Origin of the sequence: Mesorhizobium sp. M8A.F.Ca.ET.218.01.1.1 (genome assembly GCF_004791165.1) — a bacterium.
Lineage (GTDB): Bacteria > Pseudomonadota > Alphaproteobacteria > Rhizobiales > Rhizobiaceae > Mesorhizobium.
Window position 1 is genome coordinate 391325 of record NZ_SRUZ01000004.1, and the last position, 19957, is coordinate 411281.

Here is a 19957-nt window from a genome sequence, read left to right on the forward strand (position 1 = left end):
TTCCTTTCAAGTTGCGAGGGACTTGGCGGCAGAGGCAGAAGCCGTCCGCCCGTTCTCCCGGCGGGCTCAGGCGGTCTCGCTCGCGGCCGCCTGCCGGACCAGCGCTTCGATCACCTGCTCAAGTGACGTCGTGCCCATGGCACGGTTTTCGCCGTTTGCCTTGAAGTCGATCCAGCCTTCGTTGAAGCCGTCGAGCATGCGCATGCGCGGCTGTGGGTTACGCGTACCCTGTGCACGGAACAGGCCCTCCCAACTTTCCCGCGGGATGATCTCCACCCGCACCGGGTGCCCGAGCACCGACGCGAAGGCATTGGCGAGATCGTTGGGCGAGACCCGTGCGGGGCCTTCCAGTTCCACGACCCGCTTACCGATCCATTGCTCGCGGATCAGATCTGCGGCAAGCTGGCCGATATCCTGCGTCGCCACCATGGCGAAGGTCTTGTCGGCAGGCTGGAGGAAGCTGTGCAGCACGCCTTCGACGCGGGCCGGCGCGATGTCCCAGGCCGCATTTTCCATGAACCAGCCGGGCCGCAGGAAGGTGACGGGAAGATCGAGCTTGCCGAGTGCTTCTTCCAGCATCGTCCGCTGGCTCAACAGATTGTCCACTTCCGCGTCGGCGCCGACGGTGGAAAGGCAGACGACCCTTTCCGGACGGGCAGCAAGGAGAGCGGTCGTCAGCACCTCGTTCTGCTTCGCCGCTTCCGGATAGCCGGGCGCCGGATCGAATTCCGACGGCGGCAGGATGAAGACGCCAGTGGCGCCCTTGAAGGCGGCAGCAAGCTGCGCGGCGGTGTCCATCTCGGCAAAGGCGATTTCGCAACCGCGCTTGTGCCAGATTTCCGCCTTGGCGGGGTCGCGCAGCACCGCACGGACCGGTTCTCCGGCATCGATTAGGGCTTTAGCCAGCGCGCCGCCGACCTTGCCAGTAATTCCTGTAATCGCATACATGATATGTCTCCTGGTGTTGAGGTCGGGAATTGATCAGGCGAGGCTGTCGTAGAGGCCGCGCTCGAATGTGCCGTAAAGCTCCACGACCTTTTTGTCGTAGAAGGGCAGAAGCTGGGTGAAGATGGCTCCGGTCACCTTCCTGACCGGGTCGAGCCAGAAATAGCAGTTGAGCAGGCCGGCCCAGGAAATGCTGCCTGCCGACCGACCGTTCGGACCGGGCAGCGTGTTGATGTCGAACGAATATCCCCACTTGTGGGGCTCGCCGGGAATCTGGTCGAAGCTCTGCGAATAGGCAGGCTGGGCGGTCCTCATGGCCTGGACATCGAGGTCGCCGATCTGGTTGCGCATCATCGACGCGACCGTTTCCGGCTTCAGCACCCGTACGCCTTTATGAGTGCCTCCGTTCAGCAGCATCCGCAGGAAGGCCATGTAGTCGCGCGGCGTACTGAAGCCGCCGCCGCCGCCCATGAAGAATTCCGGCCGCTGGGGCATTTCGAAGGGCGCGGGTGTCAGGCCGCCGTCTTCACGACGGTTATGGAAGGTGGCGACCCTGGCCTTCTGCTTGCTTCCGATCAGGAAGCCTGAATCGGTCATGCCGAGCGGGGCGAAGATGTTCTCGCGGAAATAGACCTCCAGTGACTGGTGGCTGACCGCTTCCACCAGCTTTCCGACCCAGTCCATGCTGATGCCGTATTGCCAGCGTTCGCCGGGGTCGAATTCGAGCGGTGCTAGGAAGGCGCCGTTCTTGCACGTGGCGATGTCCGGCATGCCGGTGGCGTTCTCGTAGCGGGTTAGTGCATCGCTCCAAATCGAATAGGTATAGCCGGAGGTGTGTGTGAGCAGGTGACGCACCTTAATGGCCCGCTTGGCCGGACGCAGCCGCGGCTGGCCGTCGCTGTCGAAACCCTCCAACACCATCGGATTTGCGAGTTCCGGCAGATATTTCGCCGCATCGTCCTCGGGATTGATCCTGCCCTGCTCGATTAGCTGCATGCAGGCCGTGGCGGTGAAGGCCTTCGTCATGGACAGCAGCCAGAATACCGTATCGGTGCGCATCGTTGCTCCGGTGACGGTATTGGCCTTTCCGAAGGCTCCTTCGTAGATCATGCTGTCTGGTCCTGCCGCGGTGGCAACGACACCGGCGACGGTACCGTCCCGCACCGCCTGATCCATGGCCATGTCGATGGACTTGAAGTTGCCGGACCGCGCTTGCGGGTTGGCCGCCAGTACGTGGACTGGCGTGTTCACGGCGGCCGCACCCGCCGCCAGCAAAAGGCCGCCGCGCGCCAACAGGCTTCTGCGTGAGATCGCATTCATGGATGATTTCCTTCTCGCAAGGCCGGAGACTTCCGCGGTCCGGTGTGCCGCTGCGCCGTCCGGGCGCTCAAAAATCATCTATGGAAAGCGATGCGATGATTCACCCGCAATAAAATCAAAGATAAGATGACTCAGAATCATCATGATGGGACGGTTGACGATAACCGACCTTGCGACGGAGAGAGGGCATGAGTTTCGACACGCGATTGTTGACCGGGGTCGGCGTTTTCGGGGCGGTGATGGAAGCGGGCAATTTCGTGCGGGCCGCGGATATCCTCGGTCTCACGCCGTCGGGGGTCAGTCGTGCGGTGGCGAGGCTCGAAGAACGCGTCGGTGTCAGGTTGTTCGACCGCAATCCGCGCGAGGTCACGCTGACGGAGGAGGGCACGCGCTTCCATGGCCGGATAATGCCGCTGCTGGCCGGACTGGAAGAGGCGGCCTCCGAAGCCGCCGGTTCGGCGGCATTCGTCGGCGGACGGCTGAGGGTTTCGATCGATCCTTGGTTCGCGCGAATGGTGCTGGCGCCGAGGATCGGTGAATTCCTCGCACGCTACCCCGCACTGTCGCTCGATCTGACCACCAGCAACTATCGCGAAGAGATGATGAGCGGCGCGGATGTCGCCGTGCGCTTCGGTCCGCCGAACGAATCCTCGCTGATCGCGCGCAAACTACTGGAGGTACCGGTGCTGACCTGTGCCGCCCCAGGCTATCTCGACCGTCACGGCGTTCCAGCCACGCCCCACGACCTGATGCACCACGATTGCATCCTCTTTCGCGACCCGCAGACCGGGCGGCCGTTCACCTGGGAGTTCCAAGGGGATAACGGGGGCATCGAGATCAAGGCGGCGGGGCGGTTGGTCATGGACGATCCCTCCGCTGCCGTCGAGGCCGGTCTCGCAGGGCAAGGCATATTCCAGAGCCTTGCCATCGGCCTCGACGAGTGGCTTGAGAGCGGGGCGCTCACGACGATCCTGGCGGAATGGTCCAACGAGCAGTTTCCGCTTTACGCCTATCATCCGTCACGCCACATGCCGCCGGCAAAAGTGCGGGCTTTTCTGGATTTTGTTCAACGGATCGTGGCGACGTAGCGCGGGGCATTCTTGCCGCGCACAGCCCTGGCTGTCCGCCGGCAAAAATGCTGCCGCCTTGCATGATGGTGTTGCATATCGGTCATCCCAGATCGATCCGCCCTCAGGAAGCCAAGACAGGCAAAGGCCCGGAAGCCCTGAACGCGTGCGGACCTTCGCTTTGACGGCGCGCGCCTGGGCTGTGGCTTGCATCGGCAGACACCCAAGCTGTGAAATAAGGCCATCGTGGACGGTGTCGCGAACTCGGAAATGTAGGCCTCCTCTTCAGCGATGCTGTGCAATGTAGCTGGGGAACACGAACTTCTACAAACGGCTGATTCTGGTGTCCGAGATCACTGATTGGCACCATCTGATTTTTCAGAAGGTGGACCAACTCCTCATGACAATCAGCTGCCACAGGGCCCAGAACCATTTCCCCATCGTCGGGCCGTTTGCGTCAAAGGATCACTGGGGTCGACAGGTCGCATACCAATCTCAGTTTCTCGACCAGAGGGGTAGCGCATCAGGGACAAGCCAAGATCAAAAGGCGCCTTTGCTCCATCGGCTCGTTCGATACCGAAGAGTGGGATTTTTTCACCAAAGCCGAGATGGATGCGGCAGAGAACGTATGACAGAGCAGGGGTGAAGTTCGACCACTACGAACACATTCTGGAGACTGGCACATGCGAGCTGATGGCCCGGCTGACAGGCTGATTTGAGACACAGACGCCCAAAAGGTATCTGCCGGCCTCGCTCCTCTGCGAGCAGCGCTGGTCCATGGACAAATCGCGGGTGCGGCGCTCGACGTGTTCGACCAGGAGCCGCCGAAGACCGACGATCCGCTGTTTTCGCTACCTAACGTCTTGTGCACGCCGCATGTCGCGGCGTGGACGACTGAACGAACTCAGGCCGTCGGATGGCATGCGGCCAAGAACCTGTGGGCCATGATGAGCGGCGAAGGACAAGCCGATATCGTCAACCCGCAAGCCAAGCAGCGTAGGACTTCGGCCTCGCCTCGCTCAGCGAGGTGTGATTTCGGAGGCTGCGTGAATGCCAGCACCGACAACGTCACACTTTATTGCGTCGCCTGCTTCCATGTTTCAGTATCGGATCCACGTCTCCACGATGCCACCACAATGTTAGCAAAGGCTGCCCGCGGGATTTTGCAGTTTAACCCGCCCAATTCGTGCGGACATAAGGTGTGGCCATATCAACTGGAGGGTCGGCAGTTGGCGGTCCGCCGAGAATTCCGACATCCTTGACGATCAGGAACAGATGGCGGTCGCGCTATCGCGCCGTAGTTCCGATCATGGAGCAGTCGAACATCGGGCCGCCCACAGGATTATAGGACACCGGCTTAGCTAGCGGGGGCATGCCCGCGATCTCCAGAAGCAGCTTTCGGCGGATAGCTGCTTCGAACAAAGCAAGATCATCAACGCCGATCACGAATGCTTCCGGTCCGCCAATGACGCAATGCTCGTAATAGAGATTGAGATAGTCTGCACCAAAGGACTGAAAGCCGTTGGAACGACCATGCGGCAAGGACAGCGGTAGGCCATTTATGGTAACTCCGGAAATCGTCAGCCGGTCTCGTATCGAAGCGACCGGCAGGCCGGCATTGTTGGGGCCATCGCCCGATATATCAATCACGTGGCGCGCGGCCGTGGTACGGCTCTTCGCAAACAGGGCGTCGGCCGACAAAAGAGCGCCCGAAATGGAAGTGCCTGGCTGCGCGCAAATAGGCTGTATCGCAAGGGCATCGGCGAACCGACTTGCGTCGGCGTAGCTACCAATAATCGTCCAGGGCACTACCACGTGCTGGTAGTTTGGGCCGGCCCATTCGAGATACAAAACCGCGACCCTACCGCGTGCACCCGATCCTATGGCCCTCGCCAGGCTAGGGTTCCTGAAAGCGTTGACGTAACCGTCGCGCTGAACCCTCTGCTCGTAAGGGCTCATCGAGGATGAGACGTCGACCGCGAGGACTAGTTTGAGATCGACGCCAAGCGTACCTGGCTCGGTCCTCGACGATGGTGTGCAGGGACTGCTGGTGAAGAGTGCCAATGCTATGAGGCACGATCTTGCCAGCCGCCTCATCTTGGGTGGGCCGGTTCGAATTTTCGGGCCAGGTTTTGCCATACCGCAGGGCCTCGGCGCCATTAGCGCCTCTCAGCGTTCCGAAGGGGAAGTTTGAATTGACAAAGGGCCGCGCGCTTCACCCGATTGGGTGAGGGACCCTACTCAGTGTCGTGAAGGCAGGCGCGATAGGAGTGCCGTGAGTTCGGCTTGGCGATGCGTTCCGGTTTTGGCGAGGATCGCCCGGAGTTGAGTGCGCGCGGTTTCGCGGCCAATTGCCAATCGGGCGCTCGCGGCGTCGACGCCGTCGCCGGCTGTTAGGCTAACGGCCAGCCGCGCTTCGGCCGCTGTGAGTTGGAATGCTTGACCAAGCAACTGTGCAGATAGGGGCCGGTCCCCAACAAGGACGGTGAAGTAAAGCAGAAGGTCGCCGCCACTGAACAGGTCGCGCACGAACGAAGTCATCGGTACGACCTCGGCAAGGAGCCAGAACGATCCGTCGCGGGCGATAACTTCAGGCTCGACTGGAATCGCGCCGTTGAGTGCGCTTGAGACGGCAGCACCGATCATCCGCTGCAGACGGGTATCGCTCTCCCGATCTGCTGCGTGGACGCGGCCGTGACGGACCACAAGGCCGGAGCCGAACAAAGCATCCGCATGCTCGTTGCAACGCTTCAGACAGCCACGATGATCAAGCAGGGTCGCGCCAAAATTGAATTGGTCAAGGATGGCCAAAGTCGGGTCCAGCGAAATCTCCCAGATCTTCTCGGCGAGGCTGATGATCTGGGTCAGTTCCGGCACGACACGGAGGAAATGGTCGGCCTCGGACAGATCAAAGGCGCCGCTGCGGGCATCGCGGAACATCGACAGGAACCACTTGTGCTTCTTCACCATAAAGTAGACGGCTGCCCACCACTCACGGTGCCCCGGGCGAGCTATCTCCTGATAGTAGGGAAGGAACCTTCTCTCCTCGGGGGTGGTGAGTTCATCCTCGATGGTGAAGCAGGTTGCCGGCTTTGCCAGCAGCCTCAACCTTTCGCAACGCGGATCAGGAGCCCCTTCGATCTTCTCGAACCAGAGAGCCGAAAATTCGGCATGCTCCGTCGAGTCCGGCGTTGGTGTGGTCCGCTTGCGCTGGTCGCTCCGGAAAGGGTGTGTGTCATCACAGGCGCGGATGACACAACTCGTGGCGCCCAGGGCATTTGCGAGCTTTTGAAGCGCGGCCGGCCAGCGCCCGAATTCGAACGCGGCGTCGTAGCAATTCTCGATCGCGGACGCGATTGCCCGATTGGCAGCCATACGGTCTACCCTCTTGATGCATGGGCTACGACACGCTTTCAAAATACCACAGAACCGGCAGAACCAGGAATGGCCGGCCGGATCATCCTTCGTCGCCCCCTACGGGTGTGACGGGCTTGTGGCCGCGCTCTCGCTGCTCGATTGGCTTGCACTAAATTTGCGCAAGGACGATGGAAGGCTGTCATCCTCTTATCTAAACTGCCACAGGTTCGAACGATCTCCAGATGCCGGCTAGCCAGCGAGGCCGATAAAATGTCATCAATTCTTGACCGAGCATCGACACGACTTGGGGATCAGCCTGAGATGTCGCATTGAATTCGGCGGCCGACCGGTACGATTTCGTAGCCGACGTCGATTAATCGGAGTTTCAGCTCGTCGAAATGCCGCTTAGAGCCGCTGACGATCAACTCGGGTGAATAGTTCCAGCCGTTGTGGGCAGCATTGGCCAGGATATCGGCATAGAGGCGCATGCTGACGATTTTCACGTCCGATTCGAGCAGTTGCCTGCATCCGCTTGCGAACGACGGCGGTGGTGAGTGGGACAAACCCAGGATCGCGGATACGAGCACGATCGAAACAGCGCGCATGAGAGTCTCCTTGTTGGCCATTGCAACCAGTTTTTGCTGTATGGGAGCTTGCATCGCGTGCGCCTGAGTTGGGATCAGGCAGATGCTGTATTCGGCCTCCTGCATTTGTAGTATTTTGCCTCGGCAACAGTTGAAACCGTGCCGATCGGGTCCGCCATGAGCCGCATCGAGACATCCTCACCGGGTCACGACACGCTGTCCGATCGGGAGCGGTCGGTGGCGGAAAAATTCGCTGCCGGACTGACTTATCGTGAGATAGGCGAAGCGCTGTTCATCGCCCCGTCGACCGTGCGCACCCATCTCGCCTCGATTTACGACAAGCTCGGCGTGCGCAACAAAGTCGCGCTTGCCTCGCATGTCAATGGAGCTATCGGCGCGGGGGTGGACGGACTGCCGCCTTTGCCAGAGGTCCCCCCTTGCTCGCCATGTTCCCCATCGAATGCTTGAATTCGGAAGAACGATGGCGCCGCTTTGATGGCAAGGCACTTGGCGCCACCTACATCATGTCGGGCCAACTGCGCGCCGACGAGAAGCGGGTCCGGTTATCGATCGAGCTTGCCGACGCGGGCAACGGCCTAAGCCTGTGGAGCGAGCATACGACCGCCAGGTCGAGGACATCTTTACCCTGCAGGACAGCCTGACCGAAAGCGTTATCAATGTGATCGCCGGCAGCTACGGAGCGCTTGCGGCGGTTGGCCGTAACGCGATCCGCCGCAATCCGCCAGCCAGCCTGCGGGCCTATGACTGTTATCTGCTTGGCGTTGAACAGCAGGACACATTCAGCCGCGCCGGCACCGCGGAAGCGATACGCCTGTTTTCACGAGCGTTGGAGCTTGACCCCACCCTGGTCAGGGCCTGGACCGCGCTTGCCTATGCCTATTCGATCGAGGGCGCTCACGGCTTCGGCGACGATGCGCAGGTCTCGATCGAGAACTGGCGGACCGCCGTTGAAAACGCGATTCTGCTCGATCCGATGGACAGCGTTGCCTGCAATTGCCTTGGCGACCTCAGGGGTTGTCTCGGCGACGTCGCAGGAGCGGAGCGCGCGTATCGCCGCGCGTTCGAGTATGGCTCCAACCATGCCGATACGCTGGCGCTGCTGGCCGGCAGCAAGGCGCTGGTCGCTGGCGATCCAGCTGAGGCGATGCCCCTGATCGAACGCGCTATGCGCCTCAATCCGCTGGCCCCACCTTGGTATTTCGGCATGCTGGGCCGCATCCTGTTTGCGGCCGACAGGCACAGGGAAGCCATCGCGGCACTGCGCAGAAGTACGCTAAACTCACCGAATTTGCTGATGTTTATCACGCTGGCGCATTCGGCCGTGGGAGAGGCCGGGGAGGCGGCCAGGATCGAAGCCCGCTTGAAAGCTGAATTCCCGGACTTTTCCGTCGAACGCTTCATCACCAGCTATCCCGTGACCAACCCTAACGCGGTTCGCGCCATTCGCCATGCCGCCCAACTGGCAAGGGACGACGGAGGCCTTCAGAAGATGCCCGACCCGAGCTGACGGCAATCGCAAGCCAAAAAGGCCCACCTGCCGGAACGAGGCGCTCCACCAGTCAGCGCCTGCTTTCGCAGGACAGTTCCTGAAAGCCGCCTGACTGGAATCGGCCCCGTTGCCGACAGCTGTGCGCCTCATGCCAGCCATTGAGGTCAGGTTTGGTGCCTCCTGAAGGCAGACATTCCCGTGGCCAAACTGGAGAGTCGACGCTGCGCCATCGTAGCCTCCAAGAATACTACTTCACCGGGCCACGTGTAATGGTTGTGAGGTCCGCGATCACGTCAAACGCCTTGATACTCAACGTTGGATCACCCTTCATCTCCGCAACGATTGGCCCATCCATGAACGTTTTCACTGCTGCGTCATCGTCGAATAGGTAGATCCCGCCGGCATCGTTTTGGGCCTCGTTTATGATCCAGACCTTCCAGCGTAGGCCAGGTAGGTCCGCGATTGGTTGAGCATATGGCAGGTTTTCTTGCTCATACTCGGCCCTCGGCCCGTTTAGCTTGTAGTTGATTTGCAAAATTTTAGCTGACATGCCTTTCCTCCCTTATTCTCTCTAATTGGCGTTGCACGGCTACGAGTGATCCTCCAGGCGTGATGCTGCAGCCTCAGTATGATTTTCAAGAAAGCTGGACGATTCCATCGAGCCTTGCCCAGACCGCGGTCCGCAGCCAACGGTCCATGCTGCGGGCGAGCACGGGGTCGCCGCTCAGGAAAAGGCGGCCCCTTTCTTTCTCGCGCTCGATGCTCGAATGGCCCTCGATGATGGCCCCCAGCGAAACAACGCCGGTCTCGACGTAAAGGTTGACCTCCCGGCCGGGGTCGAGCCAGCATACCTCGGGGAAGTCCGCGCCTGGCTCGACCACCATCCAGCAGTTGGGACACTTCGGTGAGGGATCGTCGCGAAAATGGAAGCGGATGACGGCGCGCCGCTGCGGCAGTTCGATGAGGTCGATCATTCGCCGCACGACCCACATGATGGTCGAAGCATCCGCACCGCTGAGCGCAATCTCCGCCTCGATGTTGCATAGCGCCCACTGCGCCAGCGCGTTCATCGCCGGCTCCAGTTTGATCGCCTTCTCGGTGCGGAAATAGTCAACGGTGCCCGCCGCCTTTTCCTCGACGCGCTCGACCAGGCCCAACGCCTCCATTTCTTTGAGCCGCCTCGACAGGATGGCGGACGAGATGTTGCCCAACCCCTTGCGAATGTCGTTGAAGCGGGTTGAGCCGTTCCAGAGCTCGGTCAGGATTTGGATCGTCCAGCGCGGCTCCAGAATCTCGCAGGCGAGCGAGATCGGGCAGATCAGTCCGAAAGGCCGACGTGTCATGGCCGGGCACTCCCTTTCCGCAACTTAATCTTTGCGGAGATCTGAGGCCAGTTCACAATCTGAAGCGGAGCACTTCCGAACTTGCACTTGCACCTGCCGGCCTTCCTCCTCGCGTTTGCTTTGCATATTAGTGAATGCTAAACTGGAAGCTGAGCTCGTCGTCCAGCGCAAAGTCCAAAGGGCCATTTGGCATGTCCGGTGCTCTGCGTGATGACGACTGCGATTACCGTTTGGGGCACCTTCGGTGCACGACGATGCGCAGGGCTGGCAAGCGTGATGGCCACGACTGCAGCCCGTCATGGCGACGCGGTCACCGGGGATGCGCCGGGATGCCTGCCAGCACTGTGACACCGCGACCAGATCGACGTCATGATCTTGCGGCCGGGCGACCACCAGAAAGTCTGTGTGATGACCTCAAACGGGGAATAGCTAGAGACCGGAGCACGGGAGGATGAAATGACTTTCAAGCATTGTCTGCTGGTCGTTGCTGTTTCATCGCTCTGCCTTGGATCTGCCAAGGCCCAGTCTGCGAAAGAAGCCATTGAGGCCGCTAATGCCGAGTTCGTGAAGGCGTACAACAGTAACGATGCGGCCGGGGTCGCATCGAATTACGCCGATGATGCGGCCGCATTCCCCCCAGATATGGCGCGGGTCGACGGCCGCCAAAATATCCAAAAGCTATGGCAGGGCGCGATCGATATGGGCATATCGGAGCTCACACTCACCACGCTTGAGGTCCAGGAAAGCGGCAATTTTGCATACGAGTCCGGGACTTTCTCCCTCAAGGCACCGGGCAAGGATTCGAAGCTGGTGGATGCCGCCGGGAAGTATGTGGTGGTCTGGAAGAAAGCACAGGACGGCAGCTGGAAGCTCTATCGGGACATATGGAACTCCGATCCCGGGAAATGAAGGTTAGCATTGGATGGCGGGCACCTCATGATCACTCGCCAATTTCGTGGAGTTCATTTGCAACTCGGTACTTGCCGAAGAGCACATGGCAAAACTCACCGTTGATCAATACCTGGCGGCGGCGGCCGCGCGACTTGCCCATCTGACGCAGACATATGCGATCATTTTTTTCGCCAGTATCGCGACGTTGTTTGCGATCCTTGCGTACGCACCATCAGCGGGACGAGCCGCCAGGTTCGCGCTCGCGACGATCGTGGTCGCAATCACCGTTTATGGGGTCTTAGCAGCCAAGCCGCCATGCTGACGATGCGGTCGACTACTTCTCGGGCAGCCGCTTCGGCGCTCACCTGAAGCAGATATCTACGGCGCTGTTCATCGGAGTAAGCGCCATCCTCGTTCTTGCGATGGGGGTGACGCAGCTGTGGGCGATCATTTCGGCCTGACGGGCTGATCTTGCTGGCGATAGCTACAGGAGCATGCTGATATGAGTCAGCGCTCCGGCGATGGGGTTTGTCATGGCGTTGGCGATTAGCATTTTTGGAGTGCTCTATGCATTGGTGGGCATCGTAGGCCTACTGGGTACGGCATATGCCTCTACCATGGCGCATGAGTCTAAAGGGTTCATCTCGTTAGCCGGCAGCGCTTTGAACCTGATACGCCGTCAGGTTTGTCGACGCCTTGACCAACAGTCTGAAAGGATTTGCAATAGACGTCGCCATCTAAGGCAAATTGGGGGGCAAAAAATGAGATCGGCAACACTATTCTGTTCATTATTCCGGCATTGGCATTCACTATTGGTCTGCCCAAGCCCTCTAACGCCGATGCCAAATCGGCTGCGTATGAAGGCGGGTACATAATGGCGGCATTTGGTTTGTGTCCAGTTACGAACATTTATTCATCTATGGGCAAGTTCATTAAGTACCAAGGCACAAAAGGCTATGACCGTGGGTTTGCCGCCTTTAAGGCCGCGCTGAAAGGCCCTCGACCAAGCAGAATCTGCTTTGACGCAGCGCGTGAGAGCGCTTTCTTCACCGTACGCTAATGCAGCATATTTGATGGTCCGTCAGGTGGGCCGCTGCTGCGCATAGCGCCAGTCGAGGACAAAACGCAAGCGGGCGGACTGACAGCGGTGGCCGCTGGGCCCAGCCGACTTTGATGCTTCCTTCGGGGCAAAGCCGGCTATTGCTTTCGTCGGCCCACGTTCATCGTCAGCGGCCGCGTCCGCACCAAGCGGGAAGGCTGCGGGTCTACGCCCGCGAGCAGAGGCCGCTGTGGCGACGGTACTGCCGCCCAAGCGCTCCTGCCACCGCAAGGCTTGTGTTGCGGTGGCGCGCAAGCTGGCGGTGATGATGCATGCCGTCTGGAGCGACGGCACGTTCTACGTCGGCGATCCGGTCGCGGGCCTGGGCCGAGGCCGCTGAGCGCGCACGGCAAGGCCCGCAAGCTTCTCGGTGTACATCGCTGGCCGGCGTGGCGGCAGTTGAAACGCATCGCGTCGGCACTGTGAAGGACGCCATCTGAGCTCGGAGATCCGCCTCGGCGGATGAGGGATCGATGCAGACCAGGAACGACGGAACGCTCGTTATCCCGCCTGCGGCCGCGCCGATCGACAGACGGCCGGACCGCGCTCGATTTGCCTGTGATGCTCCGTCAGTCCGATGGAAAGGTGCGCCACGACGGTTCGAGCGCTGCAAATAAGCAGCGAAACTGCCCCGTCGCAGAGCGCGGAAGATTGCACAGCGCATCGGGACTCGCCCAAGGCAGGAGTTCATCGAGTCGGTTTACCGGGTGACCGTCGACCATGCGGATGAGTACATCGCGCAGCCAGGCATACGGTTCGACGTCGTTGAGCTTGCATGTTTCGATCAACGCACAGCACCGCCCACCGCGTGCCGCTACCGTCGCTTCCCGCCAAGAGTTGGTTCTTGCGGCCAAGACTGACCGGACGGATCGCGCGCTCGACCGGGTGGTGTCGAGCTCGATGCGGCCGTCGTGCAGGAAGCGGGTCAGTCCGTCGCAGCGCGAGAGCGCATAGCAGGCGGCTTCAGCGAGGGTGCTGCGACCCGGCAACAACGGACGCGGACGTGCGGCGCGCTCTACGAGGCGGCGTCGGGAATGCTGACGCGCTACAAGGGCAGGGACAAGGTCAAGGGCTGCGGCCAGCTGATCGCCAAGGGTTCCTGCCACCGCAAGACCTGGGTCGCGGTGGCGCGCAAGCTGGCGGTGATCATGCATGCGCTCTGGAGCGACCGCACGTTCTACGTCGGCGATGCGGCGGCAACCGCGACCGACACCGCGCAGCGCGCGCATGGCAAGGTCCGCAAGCTTATGGGAGCGCATCGATGAGCGGTGCGAGGGCAGTTCAAGCGCATGGCGCCCGCAGTTTGACGGACGCCATCTGAGACGAAGGAGATCTGCCCCGGCGGACGAGGATCGATGCAAACAAGGAACGACGGAACGCACGTTATCTCGCCTGCGGCCGCGCCGAGCGAAAGATGGCCGGACCGCGCTCGATTGCCTGTGACGCTGCTCCGTCAGTCCGATGGAAGAGTGCGCCGCGACGATTCGAGCGCTGCTTTCGTGCAGCCAGAACAGCCGTCGCAGAGCGCGGAAGACTGCACGGCGCATCGGAACCTGGCGCCAGAACGCGGGATCGTATCGTAGCGTATAGATTCGTGTATTATCGCAAGCGAGAAGAGCAACGACGATGGCAAGAAAATCTCGCAAAGCACAACCGATTAAGACGGCTAGATAAAAGCCCGCACATTGTGCGTCGGCCGGTCGGTTGTTTTTCAAGGGGTTAGACACTGATCTCGCAATGTGTAAACGTTCACTGCACATTGCCGCAATGGCAGTTTCTGAGCGAGATCCATGGCTTAATGCAACGTACGCCGGCTTAGGCGGCCCTTGAGGAGGTTGGGACCGGGAAGGGGGAGTGATCAGAAACTGCCGTTGAGATGGTCTCTCGTCGGCAATAACGAGCTGTGGATAGTCAACGCCAGAACCTCCTAGACCGGTGGTTCGCGATGGGTGGTCGGCACGGCCGTGGCGGTCTTCGCCTCGGCCCCGAGAGCCGCCGTCGCCAGCGTCGGCCGTAGTATGGCGGCCGCGCGCAAGCTTGCCGGCTGGCGCCATCCTCCGCACTGCGGCTGTATGGGCTTCTCGGTCCCAGTGGAACAGTCCCGGTCGCGACACGCCCGCCAAAACGGCGGAGCTGCCAGGTGGAGCTAAAGCCGGAGCGCATCACTGCGTTGTGAGGCTCGGGCAGGAGATCGGATACCGGAACAGGACTCGGGACAAGCTTGGGATTCAGTGGCTCCCAAAGCGGGTATGACAGCAGGTCCCGGCCGTGCAGCAACCAGCCTTGCGGGGTCAATACCGCTGCAGGATGGGTCGCAATCGCCCTAGCTTATTGCGGTGCCCACGTCACTGGGCTATTTTAGCAGTTGTGGGAACTGCATCTCCCATCCATCGCGGGTGCGACCTTGCCGTTTCGGCAGATTGTGAAGTCTTTAACAGACCAGGTGTCGCAAGCTATGTCTTGTGCCCTCCAGGTCATGAGCAGTTAAGGATGGCCATGCTGCGGTGTTTTGCGTTCATTGCGGCCCTGATGCTCGCGAGCTTCACGGCGTTCCAAGCTTGTGCCGATCGAAGGGTGGCCCTAGTCATCGGCAATTCCGAATACCGCGAGATTCCGGCCCTCAAGAATCCGGACAAGGATGCCGAGGACGTGTCGAACACCTTCCGGCTGGCCGGATTCGATGTGTTCGTCGCCAAGGACCTCACCAAGATCGAATTCGAAAAGCAGTTTCGCAACTACCTCGCGGCGGCGGACGGCGCCGATCTGGCGATCGTGTACTATTCCGGCCATGGCTTTCAGATCGGCGGTGAAAATTTCCTGATCCCGGTCGATGCATCGCTCAAGAACGCGGCCGACATTGAGGTCCAGGCCGTCAAGCTCGATGATGTGCTGCAGCAATTGAGGACGAAATCGAAGATCCAGGTGATCATCCTCGACGCTTGCCGCAACAACCCGTTTCCGCGCAAAGATTATTGGTTGCGAGACCAGCTAATCGTTGCTGGGAACACCGGCCTTGCGCAGGTTAAAAGTTCGCTGAACACGCTTATAGCCTTCGCCACCGAGCCCGGTGCCGTCGCCTATGACGGAAGTGGCGACCTCAGTCCTTTTTCCTCCGCCTTCTCCCGTCGCGCGCTGGCGCCGAACCAGGAGATACGCTCGGTCATGGCGGCCGTTCGCCGGGATGTGGTCGAGGCTACCGCCGGTAAGCAGGTGCCTTGGGAAAACTCATCGCTGATCGACGAGGTCGTCCTCATGCGTCGCGCCAGCCGGCCCGCACTGCCGCCCGTGTTGGAAAAGGTCGTGCCGTCCGGCGTCGGCCCTGTCGCGCTCGACCTGCCGGAGCCGCTGGATGTCGATGGCGGCCCGGTCACCGTCAGCATCGAGAGACCGCCGGCGCTCGGGCGTCTGATTTTGGACGGCAATCCGGTTGCGGCAGGTGAGCCGATCGCCGGCAAGGATCTTCCGCGATTGCAAATGGACGTGCCCAAGGGCACCGGCGTCCAGGAACAAGTCGACATGCTGGCCTATGCCACACGCGACGATTGGGGCGGCGAATCCCAAGGCATCCTGGTCTTCCGGGTCAAGAATGGTGAGGGGGCCGATGGCCAGCAACTCATGGCCTCGCTCGAGTCCGAGCAGAAGCAGCAAGCGGTGGAACGCGGCATTCACGTTGCCGGCGCCGCCGAAGCGATCGAAAACCGTGAGGTCCGCGTTCCGGTCGGCGTCGGCCCGGTTCCGTTGCAGCTGGACTTCCCAACCACGGATCCGGCGGTCAGCCTGAAACTTGCGGGCTATCCGGCAACGGGAACTCTGTCGCTGCCGGATCGGACCTTGTCGCCGGATTCGAGCCTGATGGCCGATGAAGTCGACCACTTGCGCTACGAACCCCAGATCGGCGCCGTCCAGCCACTGATAGTCGGCTTCGAAATCAGGGCCGACAACGCGTCGTCAAAGCCGGCGACGATGAAGCTTTCGCCAAGCGTCGACCCCTGCGACAGGGAGGCCGGTGAGCCACTTGACCTGCAGGGCGTAGTCCCCGGCTTGTTGCCGAATGAGATCAGCAGCAACGCCGTGGAGGTCTGCCGGGCGGCGGTGAAAGCCTATCCGGACGTCGCTCGCTTCCACTATCAACTCGGTCGGGCATTGCTTGCGGTTGGTAAGGTCGATGAGGCCAAGAAGGCGATCCAGGAAGCTGCCGACAAGGGGCATGTGCGAGCAGTGTTCGAGCTGGGCTACCTCAATGCGACGGGAACGGGAATGCCGGTCAATCGCAAGCAGGCCAATGACTTCTACGCTGTAGCCTCCGAAAAGGGCGATCCCTATGGGATGACCTCGTGGGGTCGCGCCTTGTTCAACGGCTACGGCGTCGAGCGTGACACCACCAAAGGGCTGGACCTGCTGCTCAAGGCGGCGGCGATGGGGCACACTTATGCCATGAACGATCTCGCCGCCATCTTCACCGAAGGCCGTAATGGCGTGCCTGTCGACGCAACTCGGGCCGTGGCTTTCCTCAAGGCGGGCGTCGAGCGGCAGGACATGTATTCGATGAACCTGCTCGGCCGCAATTATCTCGCCGGCACGGGGGTCGAGAAGGCCCCCAAGACAGCGCTCTCGCTTTTTCAGAAATCGATGGATCTCGGCCAGCCATACGCTCCCGGCAGCCTGGCGCGCATGTACAGGGACGGTGTCGGCGTGCAGCAGGATTTCTCAGAAGCGCAAAGGCTGTTCGAGTTGGCGACGGCGCGCGGCGATCAGTCGGCTGCGTATGATCGCGCAGCTCTGGAGATGCAAAGGGGTGAAAAGGCGGACCAGGCCGTGGCGGCGCGCTACCTTGCTTTGGCGGCGGCGCTCGATCTTCATAACGAAATTCCCGATGCCCGGAATACGCTGGCGAAGTTTGGCGTCAGGGCGAAGACGGCGGCTCTGAAGCAGATGCGTAGGGACCTGAAGTCCAAGATTTCGGCGAACGGCTCATTGGACGATCAACTGATCAAGACAGCCAGGGCGGTCTGGGAGCAAGCCAACCCGCGCCGGGACTTGTTCTGACAACATGGAGGCAACAGATGGGCTCGGCACTAAAACAGGTAATCGTCGCAACGGTCCTATCCCTTACGATGGCAGGGTGCACGACCATTGCACCCCCGCTCGAGCCGACGACGACGAAACATCATACGAAGTCGGTTCGCACGACGACCGCGCCAAAGGTGGTCAAGCAGAAAAATGTGACCGCCAAGAAACTGCTCACACCGGTCAAGAACGAAACCACGCCTGTCATTGCACCCTTGGGCGGTGGTGGTGGCGGTGGTGGTGGCGGCGGCGGTGGCTGGGGATAGCGCCTCTACAGCGCACGACGCAGTACAGGGCTATCGTAGGTGACTTTCGCAACGCGCTGGAACTGCTCGCCAAGCAGGAACAAGTGCTCTATGGTTGCGCCGTGCCGTTAGCAGGATCGGGTTGCCTGGCGGGGGCGTTCCATGTTCGAAGTCGTTGCATTCTGGCGAGCGCAAGCAAAAGCGCAGCGTCCTGGCCTGATCATTGCAGCCATATTGGGATTGCTGGTCTTCGGACCGCAGACAGCGAATGCCGCGCCGAACTGGACGCTCGATCCAGACGCTTCGGTGCTTACCTATCAGTCGGTCAAGAAGAACACGATCGTCGAAACCAACAAGATCAGGAATATCACCGGCACGCTGAATTCCGCCGGTGATGCCAAGGTCAGCTTCGATCTCAATTCCGTCGACACGGGCGTTGACCTCCGCAATGTGCGCATGCGATTCCTGTTCTTCGAAACATTCAAGTACCCGACGGCCGAGCTGACGGCAAAGGTGGACCCGGCAGCCTTTGCCGACTTGCCGGCCAAACGCCGGATCAAGGCAACCTTGCCGTTCCGGCTCAGCCTACACGGCGTCGACAAGGACCTGGAGGCGAGCGTCGTCGTCACCATGATCAGTGACACTCAGGTCTCGGTTGCTTCCGAGGCTCCCGTTGCGGTGCATGTGGAGGACTTTGGCCTGCTGCCGAACGTTGACAAGCTACAGCAGGCCGCCAATGTGACGAACATAGTGCCTACCGCCTCAGTGTCCTTCGATTTCGTCTTTACTGCTGACGGCAGCAAGCCGGCCGCGGTGCAGACCGTCGCTGCCGGCACCGCCGATGTCGGTCCCGTGGCCACTGACGCCGCGAAGGCCAATTTCAGCGATGAGGAGTGCCTCAACAGGTTTGCCGTGCTGTCCCGTACTGGTGCCATTTACTTCCGCTCGGCAAGCGCCAAGCTTGATGCCAAGAGCAAACCCTTGCTGACGGAGGTCGAAGGCGTCGTCGGCAAATGCCCGACCCTCAAGGTAGAGGTGTCCGGTTACACTGATTCCGATGGATCGCCCGATGCAAACAAATTGCTGTCGGAACGGCGCGCACAGGCGGTTGCCAATGCTTTGGTCGTCGACGGCGTGCCGCGCGGCCAGATCAGTGCCGCCGGCTATGGTGAGGATAGGCCGGTTGCCGCCAACGACACGCCAAAGAACAAGGCGCTCAATCGGCGCATCGAATTCTCAGCCACGAAGCACGCGAACTGAGGTCGGGGGTGGGCTCCCGTCCATTCGCGTTTTGCGCTGGCTTGGTTCTCGACGCTGGCCTTGTTGCGATTGTCCTGCTTTTGACTTTGACCGCCGCCACCGCCGAGCGCCGTATCGCGCTGGTGCTCGGCAACTCGCAATATCAGCACGCAGCTCCGCTGGCCAATCCTGCACGCGATGCCCAGGCGATAGCCGAGCGCCTGCAGAACCTTGGTTTCGAGGTGGTGTCTGGCTTCGATCTCACCAAGCAGCAGACGCAGGCCACAGTCGCCCAGTTCGCCAAGCAGGTGCGCGGCGCCGATGTGGCGCTTTTCTTCTATGCCGGCCATGGCCTGCAGGTTTCAGGCAAGAACTACCTGCTTCCGGTGGATGCCGCACTCGAGGACGAGACCTCGCTCGACTTTGAGGCCGTGTCGGTTGATTTCATTTTGCGCCAGATGTCTCGCGAGACAAGCATAAGGCTGGTGTTTCTGGACGCATGCCGGGACAATCCTCTGGCCGATGTGCTGGCAAAGACCGCCGGCATCAAGGGTGCAAGCAGTGGCCTTGCGGAAATTCCGATCGAGAATGGCGGCGCCGGAACGCTCGTAGCCTTTGCCGCAAGTCCCAACCAGCTCGCCTATGACGGGTCTGGCGACCACTCGCCCTTCACGACGGCATTGCTCCAGCACATTGGGGAATCCAATGTCTCCATCACCGAAGCGATGGACAGGGTGACAAGTGACGTCTTCAAGACGACCGCCGGCAAGCAACGCCCCTGGATCAATGTCTCTTTGACCACCGAGGTTGTCCTGCACAAGGTCGATCTCAACGCGCCGCTGATCGTCGGCGAGGCGAGCACCCCGCAAGCTGAAGCCGGCTCCGAGACACGCAACACCGGCGCTTCGCCAAGCCAGAATGCCGATCAGCTTGCGCTTGATACTCTGCGTGCGAAAATCCCGAAGCTGGCTACCGACGGTCCTATCCTTTTCGACCGTCCTATCAAGTTCGGCGACCCGGCGATCGACGGCAAGAGCATCGCCCAACTGATCAAGAGCGAACCGCTTTTCAGTCCGGTGGAGGGCCTCGACAAGTCGGTGTGGGAAGGCAAGCACTGCGATAGCTGCCACGAGTGGAATGAGGTCCGGCTCTGCGAGCAGGCGAAGAATTTCGCTGCCAACGACGTCTCGGTCCTGCGCCTGCAGCATCCGCTTGGTACCCGCTTCAAGGTAGCGCTGGCAAGATGGGCGCAAGGCGGCTGCCAATAATGCCGGACTGATGCCGGCGATG

18 protein-coding genes and 2 pseudogenes are annotated in these 19957 nt (G+C 60.8%); 12 read left to right on the plus strand and 8 right to left on the minus strand.

Going from position 1 to position 19957, the window contains the following annotated elements; all coding sequences use genetic code 11:
• Positions 1-66: 66 nt before the first annotated feature.
• On the minus strand, positions 67-948 hold the full coding sequence (locus EN861_RS17895) for an NmrA family NAD(P)-binding protein (RefSeq protein ID WP_135864683.1): 882 nt from the start codon (positions 946-948) through the stop codon (positions 67-69).
• A 33-nt stretch (positions 949-981) separates the two neighbouring features.
• Positions 982-2265, minus strand: a complete 1284-nt coding sequence (locus EN861_RS17900) for a serine hydrolase domain-containing protein (protein WP_135864685.1) — start codon at positions 2263-2265, stop codon at positions 982-984.
• A gap of 188 nt (positions 2266-2453) precedes the next feature.
• Between EN861_RS17900 and EN861_RS17905 the strand changes: the two genes are divergently transcribed.
• Entirely contained in the window at positions 2454-3353 is a 900-nt protein-coding gene (locus EN861_RS17905; RefSeq protein ID WP_135864687.1) for a LysR family transcriptional regulator, read from the plus strand.
• A gap of 749 nt (positions 3354-4102) precedes the next feature.
• On the plus strand, positions 4103-4594 hold the full coding sequence (locus EN861_RS36325) for an NAD(P)-dependent oxidoreductase (protein ID WP_281041219.1): 492 nt from the start codon (positions 4103-4105) through the stop codon (positions 4592-4594).
• 25 nt (positions 4595-4619) lie between these two features.
• On the opposite strand, the gene EN861_RS17915 is transcribed toward EN861_RS36325, so the two are convergent.
• The 3 genes from EN861_RS17915 to EN861_RS17925 all read right to left on the minus strand — a co-directional run bounded on the left by EN861_RS17915 (position 4620) and on the right by EN861_RS17925 (position 7399).
• A complete protein-coding gene (locus EN861_RS17915; RefSeq protein ID WP_135864688.1) occupies positions 4620-5492 on the minus strand; it encodes a DUF1194 domain-containing protein in 873 nt (290 codons plus the stop codon).
• Positions 5493-5573: 81 nt separating this feature from the next.
• Positions 5574-6707 (minus strand): helix-turn-helix transcriptional regulator, encoded by a 1134-nt coding sequence (locus EN861_RS17920; RefSeq protein ID WP_135864690.1) that lies wholly within the window; start codon positions 6705-6707, stop codon positions 5574-5576.
• 293 nt (positions 6708-7000) lie between these two features.
• On the minus strand, positions 7001-7399 hold the full coding sequence (locus tag EN861_RS17925; RefSeq protein WP_135864692.1) for a hypothetical protein: 399 nt from the start codon (positions 7397-7399) through the stop codon (positions 7001-7003).
• A gap of 51 nt (positions 7400-7450) precedes the next feature.
• Here EN861_RS17925 and EN861_RS36330 point away from each other — a divergent pair, with 51 nt between their 5' ends.
• Positions 7451-7741, plus strand: coding sequence for a helix-turn-helix transcriptional regulator (locus EN861_RS36330; protein ID WP_245512053.1), 291 nt, complete (start codon positions 7451-7453; stop codon positions 7739-7741).
• 136 nt (positions 7742-7877) lie between these two features.
• Positions 7878-8801: a hypothetical protein gene (locus EN861_RS17930; protein WP_245512054.1), complete on the plus strand. Its 924-nt coding sequence runs from the start codon at positions 7878-7880 to the stop codon at positions 8799-8801.
• Positions 8802-9030: 229 nt separating this feature from the next.
• Here the strand turns inward: EN861_RS17930 and EN861_RS17935 are convergent, their stop codons facing one another.
• Together EN861_RS17935 and EN861_RS17940 are read right to left on the minus strand one after the other, a co-directional pair.
• The gene (locus EN861_RS17935; RefSeq protein WP_135864695.1) at positions 9031-9333 is read right to left on the minus strand and encodes a YdhR family protein; all 303 of its coding nucleotides are present in this window, start codon (positions 9331-9333) and stop codon (positions 9031-9033) included.
• Positions 9334-9418: 85 nt separating this feature from the next.
• Complete coding sequence (locus tag EN861_RS17940) at positions 9419-10126, minus strand: helix-turn-helix domain-containing protein (protein ID WP_135864697.1); 708 nt, start codon at positions 10124-10126, stop codon at positions 9419-9421.
• A 456-nt stretch (positions 10127-10582) separates the two neighbouring features.
• On the opposite strand from EN861_RS17940, the gene EN861_RS17945 reads away from it, so the two are divergent.
• From EN861_RS17945 to EN861_RS35505, 3 genes are all read left to right on the plus strand, one after another.
• Positions 10583-11035, plus strand: a complete 453-nt coding sequence (locus EN861_RS17945) for a DUF4440 domain-containing protein (RefSeq protein ID WP_135864699.1) — start codon at positions 10583-10585, stop codon at positions 11033-11035.
• An 85-nt stretch (positions 11036-11120) separates the two neighbouring features.
• Positions 11121-11339, plus strand: coding sequence for a hypothetical protein (locus tag EN861_RS36335; protein ID WP_245512055.1), 219 nt, complete (start codon positions 11121-11123; stop codon positions 11337-11339).
• Positions 11340-12306: 967 nt separating this feature from the next.
• Positions 12307-12456 carry a hypothetical protein gene (locus EN861_RS35505; protein ID WP_189343676.1) on the plus strand — a complete coding sequence of 50 codons (150 nt, stop codon included), beginning with the start codon at positions 12307-12309 and terminating at the stop codon, positions 12454-12456.
• A 334-nt stretch (positions 12457-12790) separates the two neighbouring features.
• On the opposite strand, the pseudogene EN861_RS17955 reads toward EN861_RS35505, so the two are convergent.
• Positions 12791-13105: pseudogene (locus EN861_RS17955) on the minus strand (transposase domain-containing protein); the annotation flags it as partial.
• A gap of 21 nt (positions 13106-13126) precedes the next feature.
• Between EN861_RS17955 and EN861_RS17960 the strand changes: the two are divergent.
• The 5 genes and pseudogenes from EN861_RS17960 to EN861_RS17980 all read left to right on the plus strand — a co-directional run.
• Positions 13127-13381 (plus strand): annotated as a pseudogene (locus tag EN861_RS17960) (IS110 family transposase); the annotation flags it as partial.
• Positions 13382-14423: 1042 nt separating this feature from the next.
• Positions 14424-17162, plus strand: a complete 2739-nt coding sequence (locus EN861_RS17965; RefSeq protein ID WP_245512056.1) for a caspase family protein — start codon at positions 14424-14426, stop codon at positions 17160-17162.
• Between the two features lie 17 nt (positions 17163-17179).
• Positions 17180-17449 carry a hypothetical protein gene (locus EN861_RS17970; RefSeq protein ID WP_135864701.1) on the plus strand — a complete coding sequence of 90 codons (270 nt, stop codon included), beginning with the start codon at positions 17180-17182 and terminating at the stop codon, positions 17447-17449.
• Between the two features lie 141 nt (positions 17450-17590).
• Positions 17591-18688, plus strand: coding sequence for an OmpA family protein (locus EN861_RS17975; RefSeq protein WP_135864703.1), 1098 nt, complete (start codon positions 17591-17593; stop codon positions 18686-18688).
• A 41-nt stretch (positions 18689-18729) separates the two neighbouring features.
• Positions 18730-19935, plus strand: coding sequence for a caspase domain-containing protein (locus EN861_RS17980; protein WP_245512057.1), 1206 nt, complete (start codon positions 18730-18732; stop codon positions 19933-19935).
• The last annotated feature ends 22 nt before the right edge of the window (positions 19936-19957 follow it).